At 36.6% G+C, this 14,414-nt stretch carries 13 protein-coding genes; 6 read left to right on the plus strand and 7 right to left on the minus strand.

The genetic code is table 11. The features are described from left to right. Positions 1-3: 3 nt before the first annotated feature. The 6 genes from HF964_RS02200 to HF964_RS02225 all read left to right on the plus strand — a co-directional run bounded on the left by HF964_RS02200 (position 4) and on the right by HF964_RS02225 (position 8,138). Positions 4-714, plus strand: coding sequence for a YczE/YyaS/YitT family protein (locus HF964_RS02200; protein WP_168721404.1), 711 nt, complete (start codon positions 4-6; stop codon positions 712-714). Between the two features lie 297 nt (positions 715-1,011). Further along, positions 1,012-1,767 (plus strand): ABC transporter ATP-binding protein, encoded by a 756-nt coding sequence (locus HF964_RS02205; protein WP_250786663.1) that lies wholly within the window; start codon positions 1,012-1,014, stop codon positions 1,765-1,767. A 9-nt stretch (positions 1,768-1,776) separates the two neighbouring features. Next, positions 1,777-3,609 (plus strand): ABC transporter permease, encoded by a 1,833-nt coding sequence (locus tag HF964_RS02210; RefSeq protein ID WP_168721406.1) that lies wholly within the window; start codon positions 1,777-1,779, stop codon positions 3,607-3,609. A gap of 250 nt (positions 3,610-3,859) precedes the next feature. Then, the gene (locus HF964_RS02215) at positions 3,860-4,357 is read left to right on the plus strand and encodes an isochorismatase family protein (RefSeq protein ID WP_168721407.1); all 498 of its coding nucleotides are present in this window, start codon (positions 3,860-3,862) and stop codon (positions 4,355-4,357) included. Between the two features lie 1,190 nt (positions 4,358-5,547). Continuing rightward, positions 5,548-6,753: an amidohydrolase family protein gene (locus HF964_RS02220; protein WP_168721408.1), complete on the plus strand. Its 1,206-nt coding sequence runs from the start codon at positions 5,548-5,550 to the stop codon at positions 6,751-6,753. A 128-nt stretch (positions 6,754-6,881) separates the two neighbouring features. Then, positions 6,882-8,138 carry a chloride channel protein gene (locus tag HF964_RS02225; protein WP_168721409.1) on the plus strand — a complete coding sequence of 419 codons (1,257 nt, stop codon included), beginning with the start codon at positions 6,882-6,884 and terminating at the stop codon, positions 8,136-8,138. Between the two features lie 147 nt (positions 8,139-8,285). On the opposite strand, the gene HF964_RS02230 is transcribed toward HF964_RS02225, so the two are convergent. The 7 genes from HF964_RS02230 to HF964_RS02260 form a co-directional block, all read right to left on the minus strand. Further along, positions 8,286-9,374 carry an NAD(P)-binding domain-containing protein gene (locus tag HF964_RS02230; RefSeq protein ID WP_168721410.1) on the minus strand — a complete coding sequence of 363 codons (1,089 nt, stop codon included), beginning with the start codon at positions 9,372-9,374 and terminating at the stop codon, positions 8,286-8,288. Next, complete coding sequence (locus tag HF964_RS02235; protein WP_168721411.1) at positions 9,358-10,419, minus strand: ammonium transporter; 1,062 nt, start codon at positions 10,417-10,419, stop codon at positions 9,358-9,360. The genes HF964_RS02230 and HF964_RS02235 overlap by 17 nt, the downstream gene beginning before the upstream one ends. 23 nt (positions 10,420-10,442) lie before the next feature. After that, the gene (locus HF964_RS02240) at positions 10,443-10,562 is read right to left on the minus strand and encodes a putative metal homeostasis protein (protein WP_168721412.1); all 120 of its coding nucleotides are present in this window, start codon (positions 10,560-10,562) and stop codon (positions 10,443-10,445) included. 175 nt (positions 10,563-10,737) lie between these two features. Continuing rightward, on the minus strand, positions 10,738-12,081 hold the full coding sequence (locus tag HF964_RS02245; RefSeq protein WP_168721413.1) for a PTS sugar transporter subunit IIC: 1,344 nt from the start codon (positions 12,079-12,081) through the stop codon (positions 10,738-10,740). Between the two features lie 95 nt (positions 12,082-12,176). Continuing rightward, complete coding sequence (locus HF964_RS02250; RefSeq protein ID WP_168721414.1) at positions 12,177-12,494, minus strand: PTS lactose/cellobiose transporter subunit IIA; 318 nt, start codon at positions 12,492-12,494, stop codon at positions 12,177-12,179. Positions 12,495-12,531: 37 nt separating this feature from the next. Continuing rightward, positions 12,532-12,855: a PTS sugar transporter subunit IIB gene (locus HF964_RS02255; RefSeq protein ID WP_168721415.1), complete on the minus strand. Its 324-nt coding sequence runs from the start codon at positions 12,853-12,855 to the stop codon at positions 12,532-12,534. 31 nt (positions 12,856-12,886) lie between these two features. Beyond that, positions 12,887-14,347 (minus strand): 6-phospho-beta-glucosidase, encoded by a 1,461-nt coding sequence (locus tag HF964_RS02260; protein WP_168721416.1) that lies wholly within the window; start codon positions 14,345-14,347, stop codon positions 12,887-12,889. Positions 14,348-14,414 lie beyond the last annotated feature (67 nt).

The following is a 14,414-nucleotide window of genomic DNA, read 5'->3' on the forward strand; positions in this document are numbered from 1 at the left end:
AAAATGTATGTATTAGCAGATGGTACAGAACGTAAGTTATATCTTCGCGAAGTAATTATCTATTTAGTTATTTCGTTATTACTTAACTCAATGGGGAATGGACTAACAGTCGCTTGTAATATGGGTAGTGCAATGTGGACAGCCTCAGCGGCCAATTTAGCGCATGATTTTCATTTTAGTATTGCGACGATTTTAATTGTTTATGGTATTGTTAGTATTTTAGTCAATGTCATCTTATTACAACATTTTGATTGGCATCGGATTATTGGTAATCTAATTTTCATTTTCCCGTATGGTTATTTTGTCTCACTTTGGGCTAATTTTTTCCGATCATTAGGGGTTACTAGTCTACCAATTCCAACGCGCATTCTCCTCGATGTGATTGGTATCATCTGCTTAGGGATTGCTATTTCAATCTACCAACGAGTTAATGTGATTTTACATCCGAATGATGATATGACAAATATCATTCGCTTTAAGTACGTTAAGGGAAACCCGGTGGCCGCTCAATTATTAAACTTTGCCTTCCCATCAGTAGTTATCGTCGTCTTGTGGGTGGTTTTCAAAGAAGTTGTGGCGGTTAACATTGGGACCATCATTGCACTATTTTTTCAAGGGGCCGTTATTGGCTGGACTGACAAGCATCTTTTCAAACGGCTTAAACACCGTTTGAAGTTTATAAAAGATAAAAAAGAGACATTAGCAGTCGAATAATTATTTCACCGGCACGCTAAATAATCAATGAAATCAACATAAAATATCTAATTTCATAAAATAAAAAAAGAAGATTGAATTTTTTACAAATTCAGTCTTCTTTTTTTATTTTTATTTGTTTTTTGTATTTTCGAATATGACTAGTAGGAAATAACTATTAAAATCATTTTTTATAACGTCCGTTTCTTAGGTATTTTACTAAAATAGGTTGTTTTATCATTCTTTGTGTACTATTATTGTTAGTACATATAGAACACATTATACAAAATTCTATAAATAAATTAACTAGAGGGATTAATTATGAAAAATATTGTCAATGTCAAAAACTTAAATTTGACATATAATGCTAACAGTATTAAACCTTACCACGCCTTAAAGGATATCAATTTGCAAGTAACAGAAGGTGACTTTGTTGCTATTATGGGGCCATCGGGATCTGGTAAATCTTCATTTTTAAATGTATTAGCTAGTTTACAAGCACCAAGTAGCGGTAGTGTTTTAATTGATGAACAAAACATTTGGCAATTAAATGCTAATCAATTAGCTAAATTTCGTGGCCAAAAACTAGGATTTATTTTTCAAGAATATAATTTGATTGAAAGTTTAAGTGTTGCTGATAACATTGCCTTACCATTAAGTTTAGCTAAAGCAAAACATACTACAATTACAGATGCTGTTAATCAAGTAGCAACTTTATTACATTTAAAAGACCAACTAAAAAAATTCCCCAATGAATTATCTGGTGGTCAAAAACAACGCGTAGCAGCTGCACGTGCTTTAGTCCATCAACCAAAATTAATCTTTGGTGATGAACCAACTGGAGCACTCGATTCAGCCAATGCCCGCGAGATGATGAACTATTTGAATAAAATTAATATTGAACAACATATTTCAATTTTAATGGTAACGCATGATGCTTTTTCAGCTAGTTTTGCTAATAAAATCCATTTCCTAAGTGATGGACAAATTGTTCAAACCTTAGAACGTAGTAATCAAAGTCGTGAAACGTTTTATCGTGCCATACTAGACTTCCTTGGCACTTTTGAAGAATAGGGGGAAGTTATGCTTACTAAAATTGCTGCACAAACAATTAAAACTAAATGGAAAGATTTATTAATCTTATTTGCTGGGCTAATAATCTCAATTGCTATTTTTTATATGTTTAGCACTGTCGCTAATAATAAAGCATTCTTAACAGCTAACACTTCAATTAAAGCAATTGTTGTTATTTTTATTGTTGGAGAAATATTGCTTGGCTTAATTACATTTATCTATTTAAATTTTGCTAATCGCTTCTTAGTTCAGTTAAGGCAGCGTGAATATGGTTTATTAATGATGTTTGGTGCTAATAAAGCTAATATTAGCCGACTACTGTTTATGGAAACATTCTTTCTTGGCGTAATATCATTAATTATTGGAACTATAGTTGGAGCTGGATTAACTGGTTTTGCTGGCCAGTTTTTACAACAAATGCTTGGTTTAACTTTAGCCCATTGGCAAATGTTTAATATAACGGGGTTCTTAGTAACAGTTGTTTATTTTGTAATTGTATTTAGCCTTAATGGTATTATTAATCAAATTTATATCAGTCGAAGTAACATCAATACACTTTTACGAGCTGAACAAACTGCAGAAAAAATGCCTAAACCGGGTTTTTTTAATATTATTGTTGGAATTATTGGCATATTATTACTAATTTTAAGTTTTATTGTTATGCAACATATTCTCAAAATTAGTATTTTATTGGGATTAATATTAGCTTTAAGTTTAAATGTAAGTGGAACATTTCTTACAATTCGTAGTGGCTTGGCATTAGTTTTGAACCTTATTAAGCAAAGTAAGTTTTCAGCAGTTGGTTTACGCAATTTTACCTTAGGTCAACTTACTTTTCGATTAAAAGCTTTTGAACGTATTTTAACAGTTGTCACATTACTATTTGCCTTAGCATTAGGTGCCCTAACAGTGGGGCGAAGTTTCCAAATGAGTCTACCAATCATTGCACAACAGTCATCGCCATTCACTATCAGCATTATTCAACCAACTGTACAAGAAAAACAACTTATTAGTCAGTTAAAAGGTGTCGAATTTGTAAAAAGTTATCAATACAAACTGACAAATAAAGCTTTAATCTGGAGTGGTAAACAATTTAACCAGGAACCATTACCTTTTTATCATGTTAAAAACTCAACTAACTTTAGTACAGCTATTCCAAAAGTTCACTTTGCTGATGAACAAATGCTTCAAAGTAAACAGCAAACTAATTTTGAAGCTAATGCTATATTAAGTGATTTAGCGAACGGTATTAATACTAATAATCCCAATCAATCAATTATTGTAAATGAACAACAATTTAAAAAAAGTACAACGGTAGCTCAACAAATCATAATTGTCCGTGTTAAAAACATGGAATCTAATCATAATGCTAATATGCTTGCTAAGCTTCAAGCTGGCCAGTTAAAACGTTTTAGTGGCTTAAAAGAACGCGGTGTTAGTGGCACTTTTGGTTTCTTAACTCTGGCAAAAGGTTTCTCTGGCGGCCTTGAATTCATGGGCTTCTTCTTAGCCATTGCTTTTCTTGTAATGTTGGCTAGTACCTTGATGTTTAAAGTTTTAACAAATGCAAATGTTGATCGGCGCCGTTATAACATTTTAATGATGATTGGTGCCACACCAATAGAACGTCTTCGGGCTAATGCTACTGAAATTGGAATTGTCTTTGCGATTCCATTGATTATTGGAATTATCGATGTTGTTTATGGGTTAAAATTTTTCAAAAATATTATGGCAGATCCGTACCTAGGATTCCAAAGTTCTTTATTACTCATTGGTAGTTTATATATCGTTTACTATATTTTAACGGTTTTTATTTATCAACGAATTTTAAAAAAGCACTAAAGTAGGTTAAATCAAGTAGGGCACATCACTATAGTACAAAAAACAGGCTTAATACAATAACTAAGCCTGTTTTTGCAACTAATAACAGATTAATAATATTACTATAAAATTAAATAAATTAAGAATTTTCTAATAAAAGTAGTTTTCTGACTAACAATTAATGGTATATTATAGTGTATAAATTATTAGTTAAAGCCATTAATAATTTATTTGAAGTAAATAAGAAAGCGCATAGTATCGGGGGATTTTTATGTTAGCAGACGCATTAATAGTGATGGCCATGCAAAATGGACTTTGTCGTGGGGATAAGCCACTAGCAAATTTGGACCAATTAATTACGGGGATTAATGATCGCATTCGCGAATACTGGTCACATGACAAGCCAATCATTTTTATTCAAAATAATGATAGCAACTTAGTTCGTGAGACAGAACCATGGAATATTCTAAATGAAATTCATCATTCAGAAGAAAATTACTATCTTCAAAAAGCACATTGCAATGCTTTTTATGGTACGAAACTCCAAACAATTCTACAAGATCATCAAGTTGAGGCAATTGAGTTTTGTGGAACCCAAACGGAAGGTTGTCTTGATGTTACCATGACGATGGCACACGGGTTAGGGTATGAAGTACAGTTACATAAAGGATTGACAAGCACTCACGATAACCAATATATGAGTGCTGAACAAACCGTGGATTACTTTGAACATTTGTGGGAAGAACGATTAATTGCAGCAATAATTTAACTTAATGATATTTAAAACCACTAGAGTTCTAGTGGTTTTTATTTAGCTAATAACGATTGTGTGATAGTTGTTAGAGCAATTAAGTGTAGCGTTATAATTAGTGCATTTTGTGAATTTTTCACAAGCGAGTAGGAATTTTGCTAGTTGTGATCTGACTAATAACAACTTACGTCAGTACGAGACATATACACACTAACTTAAGTAACTAAAGCAATGAAAGCAAACTAAAGCAATGAAAGCAGTTGATTGATACCGTCAGCACTGGCTAGTGAGTTAGCAAGCTTGGTAAGCTAGTTTAAGGTTATTTTAGACGCAAACCGCGATAAAATACGCAAATAAGTCGTAAAAGCAGTGATTTTTTAGAAAATTAACACGCTGGTATGATCATGTTTAACTGGAATGTAAAAGATAAAATCAGCTATAAACGTTGATATAAAAACATTTACAGCTGATTAAATGCTTAAAAAAACGCCAGTTGCAGTCATTAAGATCGACCAGCAATCAACAGTTTGATTTTTCAAAAAATCAAATGGCAATAATTCGGGGGAGTTTTTGGCTAAATAAGTAGTATTTTAAGGATAAAAAGCACTAATTTACAAGCATAAGTTGCTTAGTTTTAACTTAGGATAATATATATTATGTAAACTAGAAAGTAAATAAAATAGTTACTTTTAAACCCACAATCCCCCGTTAACTTTTTTCATTTGCTGGTTTTGCAATCACCAGCCGTTGATCATTTCAATGACATTATTGTCACGCCATTCGCTGTGTAACTGTCTGCAATCAATTATTCATCAATTGAATTTGAAATTTTGCGTTTTAAAATCACCAAATTTCTAGCAATTTTAATTTTGAACTTGTTTAATTTAGCATTTGCTAAAATCAGCATGCTGAATCGATTAGCAATTAGTTAATTAGCCAAAGTTAACAAACCAGCGATCAGATGTCAATTTGAGCAATTTTGTTATATTTTACGAGTGAATTACGATTAAAACTCATAAAAACCGGTAAAATAACGATAACCAAGCCATAAATAACTAATAAGCACAGTTTAAAGGCCCAAAAAGCTTGCTAAATCAACAATTTAACGTAAGATTTAAAGGAGATTTGCATATTTACCAATTTTTCATTAAAATGAAAACGTTTACAAAAAAGATATTAAAAATTTTGATCTAAGCAAGGAGTTTAACATGCATTATTGGTTAACAAACGTTCGAATTGAAACTGGCTATATCCAGCAAAATAATTGGGTTAATGGTACAGCAACTCAATGCGTCGCTATTGAAATTATTGATGGTCATTTTACCCAAATCGTTGCGCAACAAACTTGGCAACCTGATGCAACAACTAGTGTAATTGATGGTCAAAATCAATTATTGTTACCTGGATTAGTTGAAAAACATTGTCACCTTGATAAAAGTAAATTAGGCACACCATGGCAACCGGTAACACCAGCCGCGACACTTATTGAGCGCTTTGAAACCGAAATTCCGCAACTCGATGCGTTAGCACTTTCGATTACAGACCGCGCCACAAATTTAATTAAGCTTGAATTGGCAGCTGGTGCGACGCAATTTCGCTCGCATATCGACATTGAACCGATGACTGAATTACGGTATTTTGATGCGATTCAAACGCTTGCCCAAAGCAATGGTCTCGCCGTTGAATTAGTAGCTTTTCCCCAGCACGGTTTATTGCGTTCCCATGCAAGAACCTTAGTTGAGACCGCCCTCCAACGTGGTGCTAAATTTATCGGAGGTGTTGATCCGTACTCGCTTGATGGTGATTACCAAGCTTCGTTAGCTGAAACATTTCGGTTAGCAACTAAGTATCATGTTGGAATTGATATTCATGTCCATGATCGGGGTGTCGCCGGTACACAAACCATTCGTGAAATTATCCGCTTAACTGACGAACACCACCTCCAAGATCAAGTCTTTATTAGTCATGCCTTTGGGCTTAATGACTTTACCCCAACTGAACGCGCGGAAGTTTTCCCCGCCTTGGCGGCCCTTAAAATTCATATTGTATCAAGTGTGCCGTTATCAAGTAATACCCTCCCACCGATTCAAGAATTACGTCAAGTGGGAGTTCCTGTTCACTTAGGCTGTGACAACGTCTATGATAGTTGGTCACCATATGGCGATGGTTCCTTGCAACAAAAGCTCGCCCGCTTAGGTGAAATTCTCGGCATTAAAGATCAAATCGAACTTACGCAATTACTTGGTTTAGTTACTGATGGAATCGTCCCCCTTAATTCAGCTGGTCAACAACAATGGCCCCAAGTTGGTGATCAAGCAACTTTCTTATTAACACCTGCCACTTGTACGCCTGAATTTGTAACACGCCAAACACCGGTAACCTACTCAGCATTTGCTGGTACTAGGTTAGTGTAATGTAAGATTACTAGCGGTTATATAAATTTTACTTAAACCTAGCTTGTGCTTTGTTTTACAAAATCTAGACGTGTATACTTATTTATGACTTTTTTATTATATTTAAGCTAAATTGAGGAGTTTTAGTTATGCTAAACCAAAATTCAGCAACACGCCGTATGCCTGAGTCACTTGTCTTAGCCATTTCTACCATTGTCTTAGGTGTTTTGGTTGGGTGTAGCTCAGTTGTACTAAGTTTATTGCTATCATTAGTTGAACACGTGTTTCTTAATTTCAAAGAAACGATGCTCAACCCCGCCCCAGTGGCAACGTTACCTTGGCATCGCTTTGGTTCCGTTGTTATCGGTGGTATTATCGCTGCGATTGTATGGTACCTTCTTCGTAGTAAAACACAAGGTCCCGTTAGTATCAATGCCGCCCTCAAAGGTAAAAATATGCCTGTTTTACCAATGGTCATTCATGTAATTACGCAAATTTTTTACGTTGGTGTCGGTGGTTCTGTTGGTCGTGAACTTGCTCCCCGTGAAGCTGGGGCCTTAATCGCTAACAAGTGGAACCAAATCTTAGCCAAAACTGGTTTAGATACCCTGTCAACTGAAAGTCAACAATTGTTGATTGCTAGTGCAGCCGGGGCTGGTTTCGCTGGAGTATATATTGCGCCCATTACTGGGATGTTGTTTGCCGTTGAAATCTTACTTAAGAAGGTATCAATGCGTACTGTAATTGTTAGTTTATCAATGTCAACGATTGCGATGCTTATTGGTTCCCTTGAAAAAGGTTTCCAACCTTACTATTTCATCACGGATACTAAGTTTTCAGTTGCTTTACTCCCATTTGTTTTGATTATTGGCCCCCTCGCTGGGATTCTTGGGGCCTTATTCCGCCAAGCATGTCAATGGGCTGAAAAAAATCAAACCCATACTAAGCACGTTCTTTGGCAATTACCAGTGGTTAGTGTGGTTACTGGGTTAATTGCTGCTTTCATCTTACCGCAAATCATGGGTAATGGTCGGGCCCTTGCACAATTATCAATTAGTAATACTGGGACTAAATTACTTTACTTACTCGCAATTGGGGCCGTTTTAAAAGCGGTTGTTACAGTATTTACTATTCGGGCCGGAGCTGCTGGTGGTACTTTAACACCTTCAATTGCCATCGGTGCTGTATTTGGTGCTTTAGCAAGTCCCCTCTTTGGGATTGAACCTCAACAAGGGGCCCTCTTAGGTGCTGTCTCATTGTTGGCGGCATCACAACAAGCACCATTAATGGCTTTGTTTATGATTATTGAAGTTACTCACTTAGGCTCAGATGCTTACTTGCCGATGGGGCTTGGGGTTTGCTTAGCTGCCGCCTTCTCACGGTTAATTATCAAACCTAAATCATAAGAGCATGACATAAGTCGGGCGATATTAAGAAATACACTAAATAACCACCTTGAAGAAATACTCTTCAAGGTGGTTATTTTCGTATTATGCCTATAGCGGCCTACTAGAACGTATTTGTGCTACGGTTTATGTTTACCACACGATTGTTTAAACTTGTAAGAACATCTTGTTACGCAGATACAAATCATGGGCGGCTGGTGGAACTACTTGCCCTTCACGTTTAAAAATCAATTCAATAATTGGGGCAAAACGTTGCCGAAATTTGTAAATAAAGCATAGAATAGTATCTTGAAAATGCACCGCAGGACCAATCATAAACATATTTGGGGCCAACGTTGAACCGTCATTTTCATCTAATACCACGTTTTGCTCTGTACTGGCAAACCATTGCTGAACTAATGGATTATGATTAATATTAAATCCCGTGGCCAAAATTGGGCAGTGTGTAATCAAGTGCGTTAACCCATTTTTAAAGTGTAGCGTATACTCACCACTGCTTGTCTGAATCTCAGTTAACCAATAACCGGTTTTAATAGTAATCAATGCTTCGTATTGCATAAAGCGTTCATAGGTATAAGTAGATAAGCGTTTACTTGGATCACTTTCGGTTAAATTAAAATTATTTTGCGTTGCATAGATAGTTGTTTTAATCCCGCGTTGCGCTAATTGAATCGCCGTATCAAAGGCCGCTTCATTACCACCAATAATCACTTGCTCAGCTTCCATATGTGGTTGCATCATATCAAAGTCGCGATAATGAATCCCGTGTTCGTTCCCTTTAATATTTCCAGTGGTTGGATGGTAAAAGTCACCAAGGGCAAAAATCACATACTTTGTAATTACCGTTTCGCCGGTACTTAATTGTACATGATACCAATCATCAGATAGCTTCGTTATGTCAACAACCGTAGTGTGTTCTTGGATCTTTAATTGGGCATCATGCGCCAACGTTTGTAAATATTGACAGTAGTCGTACCCATGTGGATGTTCACAATGGGTACATGTTGCCGGTGAACTATCCGGACTAACTGCGTTTAAATCAATCATTTCAAGCTGATTACTTGTAAATGACGGCGAAATAAAGTGGGTGTGGGTATGCCACCGTGCAAAACTACTCCCAATGGCGTCTTGTTCAATGACTAAGTAGTCCTGTTCACCATATTGTTGGAGGGCTTTAGCAAATCCAATCCCAGCTGCCCCGGCACCAATCACAACAATTTTAATTTTTCTTTCCATTATTATATATCTTCTCCAATATAATTTTGGGCCACCAAATGGTTATTCTAATAGCAATTTCGGTGCCCAACCATGTAATCAGACTAACTACTACTAAGGCTACCAATTCAATCCATGCCCATCCTGCCGGGCGTTGCCAACATGCGACTAGCATAAAAGCTAACGTTGCTAAAATTGCCCCACCCGCATTCATGGCAAACGAGTCAACCGCATCAAAAAATGACCGCTGCTGATGACTCCATTGGATTAGCAACACCATGCCAATACTACTACTAACGGCAATGAGCATACTAACCAATGGGGTTACGTAACCAACTGAAATCGTGCTAATTACTAAACCACCTAGCATTCCCGTTGTGATATCAGTTAACTGTAACTTACGCGTTTGCCACCACGTGAGACAGCTAACGCCCATAATACTTCCACCAATTGCTGTAAACGTATTCATGACCGTTTGCTTAATTAGTTCCACATTATTGTCGGCTGGGGCGGCATTAAAGCCAAACCAGCCTAATGTAATTAACCCAATTGCAATGATATGCCGTCCTTGATTGGTTGATGGTAGCTGTTGAAACCTACCTTGTTGCGTTAATAATCGCCGTCCTAATACGAGACTCGTAATCCCAGCGGTTACATGAACGACTAACCCACCTGAAAAATCTAACGCGCCTAAATTTAATAACCAACCATCATTGGCCCAGAGTAGCCATGCAATTGGACAATATACCAATCCTGTCCAAATGGGTATAAAAATTAATGCTTGCTTACTTGTATAGCGACTAAAAAACGTACCACTAAACATGGCTAAGGCGTACGCATAAAATTCAAATTGAATTAAGATAGTTAGCGTCGTACCACTCCTAATTGAATTGCCAGTTGCTAGTGGATATCCGTATAACCACCAAAATACAAAACCAATACTTAGTAATCCAATAAACTGTTTTCCTAACTGTCGGCGTTGGCTCAGCGGAAAATAATCCAAATAAAGTATCCCGACACTAAGAATCATCGGGATCATAACTAAAAATTCACTCAATTGGAGCATGTTTTGACCTACTATTAATTTAATTATTTTCCGGTTGCTTGGCGTTTGGCGGCCCGAATGATTTGTAAGGCCCGTTCCCGAGTTTTAATATTAGGACTCTTTAATTGCCGATATGCCGTTGCTAATGCTATTTTTTGCTTCATAATATTTCTCCTATCATTTTTAGTTAACCAGTTAATCAATTACAAAGATATCATACCGAAAGCGTTTATTCTTGTCAACTAAATAGTAATTATTACCATTTAGTTGACGGTACTAAAAAAGCGATTGCTCGAGCAATCGCTTTTTCACTAAGATATATAAGATTTATATGATGTACTATGCTTCAGGTGCAATACCTTCAGCAGCAGCATTATCGAGTTCCTGTTGGTATAAAGTACGGTCGTATTTACGAGCAAATGGCCAGTAAATAACAACTGTCATCGCCAACATAAGTAGTTGCCATAAAGCAGTTTTCCAACCACCTACAATAAGTCCTGAAATAACTGCGGGTGTTGTCCAAGGAACAAAACTACCATTCATTGGTGGAATAATTCCAAACCAAATAGCTAAGTAACTTAAAACTCCAATTGCAACTGGTGTAAGAATAAATGGTACTGCAAGTAGTGGGTTCAAGACAATTGGTACACCGAACAATGCAGGCTCATTGATGTTGAATAATGCAGGTCCGATTTCCAATTTCCCAAGGGTTTTCATTTGTGCTGATTTAGCACCAAGTAGCATAAATACTACAAGTCCGATGGTAACACCGGCACCGGTAACTGTGATAAATTGGTCCATAAATGATTGTGTAATAATGTGGGCACCGTTGTCTAGGCTTAACTTACCAGCTTTGTAAAGTACCAAGTTATCAGCGTTATTAGCAAGAAGAAGTGGACCCATAACTCCACCAATAATTGATGATCCGTGAACCCCAAAGAACCAAAGGAACACTGGTAAAAATGTGATAACAATCAAACCGACGGGACCATCAGTAACTTTTTGAAGTGGTGTTTGAATAACTGCGTAAATCCATTCGACAATTGTTGTGTTCAATCCAAGACTGAAAATACCGTAAATAACAGTTGCTCCGATAATAATTGCTGCTGCAGGAATCAAGGCAGTAAATGAAGCGGCCACATTAGCTGGAACTTGTTCTGGTAATTTAATAGTAATTCCTTTTTTAAGGAACCAACTGTAAGCCCATCCAACAAGAAGCCCAACAATAATGGCCATTAACATACCTTTACCACCAAGCCATGTTTTATCAATAACGTTTGAAACCATGAACTTAGTTGATGTTTTAGTTGGATCTGCAACATTAGTAACTGTTGTAATAACGTTGGGTTGAAGAATGAAGTCAACGATAACAGCTAGCAAACCAGCTGATACGGCTTCAAAACCTTCATTGTGTACCCAACTATAAGCAATCCCAAACACAGCAAGTAAAGCCATGACCGCAAATGAACCGTTATAAGCTTGGGCAAAGATTGGACTCAAACCAATTTTTGTTAAGTAATCTGCAATTGGTTGATATGGGAAATTTCCTAAAATTAAGAAAATCGCTCCAATGATAATAAAGGGAATTGGATAAAGCATCCCATTTTTAATCGCCGTCATTGGCCGTGTGTTAACAAACTTCATTACCGGTGGTAAGAGTTTTTCATTAATAAATGTGTTCATAAGTCCGTACACCCGTTTCTTTAAAATAAAATTAGCTATAGCTGTTAGTAATAATATTTGTTTATACGAGTTCTACGCCTTCTCTAGGCAAGTCCTTATTTTTCGTCGAGACGACGCAATAACTCAATGATTTCAACTGCTAAATCTTTGAAAGTGATTGCATTCATCAAGTGATCTTGTCCATGAACCATGTACAAGTCTACTTCCACATGATTACCTTGAGCTTCTTGAGTAAGCATGCCAGTCTGAGTATCATGTGCTGCTTTCAATTCTTGATTTGCAAGTTCAATCTTTTGGTCTGCTTCATCAAAGTTGCCGGCTTTAGCATCTTGAATTGCTTGGTAGGCATAGCCTTTAGCATTACCGCCATGCATAATTAAACCCATTACAACTTCCATGTGTTCTTCGTTCATTCTAATTCTCCCCTTGTTTAACTAGCAACCATAGTTCTTACTTCAACAATGCTTCCGCAGCGTCAAGCACTTTATCCCCACGCATCATACCATAATCAGTCATGTTAATAACATCCATTGGAATGCCAGCAGCATCAGTCTTTGCCTTCACCTCGGCCTTCATGTAACCCACTTGTGGTCCAAGTAACAAAACATCTGGCTTAGAATCAGTGCTACTCAATTGCGCATCGATATCTGCGGTTGATTTAGCAAAGATTTCATAATCTTTACCCTTAGTAATTGCGGCTTGTTTCATTCGTTCAACTAACAAAGAAGTTGACATTCCAGCTGCACATGCAAGCATAATAGTTTTTTCTGCCATGATAAATCCCTCACCTAAAAAATTTTTTGTATTATAAATCACTACCCTTTGAGGCAATAACTTGTTGATACCACTTAAAAGAATCTTTCTTGAAACGCTGACCTGAACCTTCACCAAAGTCATCCAAATCGACATAAACAAATCCATAACGTTTCTTCATTTCACCTGTTCCGGCTGAAACGATATCAATTGGGCCCCATGAAAGATAACCGATTACCTCTACACCATCTTCAACGATAGCTTCCTCCATCGCATAAATATGTTGCTTTAGGTAATCAATCCGATATGGATCATGAATCGATCCATCATCATTGAGCTTATCGTAAGCTCCTAATCCATTCTCAACAATCATAATTGGTGTGTGTGGGTACATTTCACTCAATTCATTTAATGAATAGCGTAAGCCATCTGGATCAAGCCCCCACCCCCAATCATTAGTCTTGATATATGGATTATCAGTAACTTGATAACTTGTATAAGCATTCTTGAGGTTATCTGGATTTTCGATTGCTTTAACAGTTGTTGAACTGTAATAAGAAACTGCTAAGTAATCAATTACCCCAGCTTTTAAATCTAAACGATCTTGCTCAGTAATATCTGGTCGAAAACCAAATTTTTGATACAAGCGTTCAATTTCAACTGGATATTCACCATTGATATGCACATCACTAAACCAGTCCCGTGATTGACGGGCTTTTTGGAAGGCTAGCATATCTTTAGGTGCCGGTGAAGCAGGATAGAATGGGGCTACATTGACCATACCACCGATTTTAAAATCAGGGTTAATTTTATGTCCAAGTGCAACAACTTTTGCAGAAGCTACTAGTTCGTAGTGTGCAGCTTGTACCATTTTGGCAATTTTTTCGTTCGAAGTTTCATTACCATTGAATACAAACCCTGAATTAGTCCAAACAAAGAATTGTGCGTGTGGTCCTAAATTTAAAGCAGCTTGATTTGAAATTTCATTGTGAGTCATCCAATAAGTTACTTTATTATGGTAACGTTTAAAAACAACCTCAGCATAATGAACAAATAAATCAATCAACTTACGATTAGTCCAACCACCATATTCTTTAACCAAGTGATATGGCATTTCAAAGTGATTTAAAGTAATAACGGGTTCGATTCCTAATTCGTGCATCTTATCAAACATCTCATCATAATACTTTAATCCGGCTTCGTTTGGTTCTGCGTCATCACCATTAGGAAAAATTCGTGTCCAAGCAATCGATGTTCGAAAAGCGTTGGAACCTAATTCAGCCATCAATTCAAGATCTTTAGCATACGTATGATAAAAATCAATTCCATGATGATTAGGATAATTATTACCTACTTGAACGCCATCTGTTATACGACGTTGGGTCTTGGCATCACCTGCTGTTAGAATATCAGCAATCGAGACCCCTTTACCATCAATATTCCAGGCACCTTCTGCTTGATGTGCTGCAATGGCACCACCCCATAAAAATTCATCGGATAATTTATAAGTCATGTATCTTATCTACCCTTCAAGTTTTTGTAAAATGTAACCGTTCTCTGTAAACGCTTTCATTTACAAA

The sequence above is a fragment of the Periweissella fabalis genome (assembly GCF_012396505.1).
Taxonomy (GTDB): Bacteria; Bacillota; Bacilli; order Lactobacillales; family Lactobacillaceae; genus Periweissella; species Periweissella fabalis.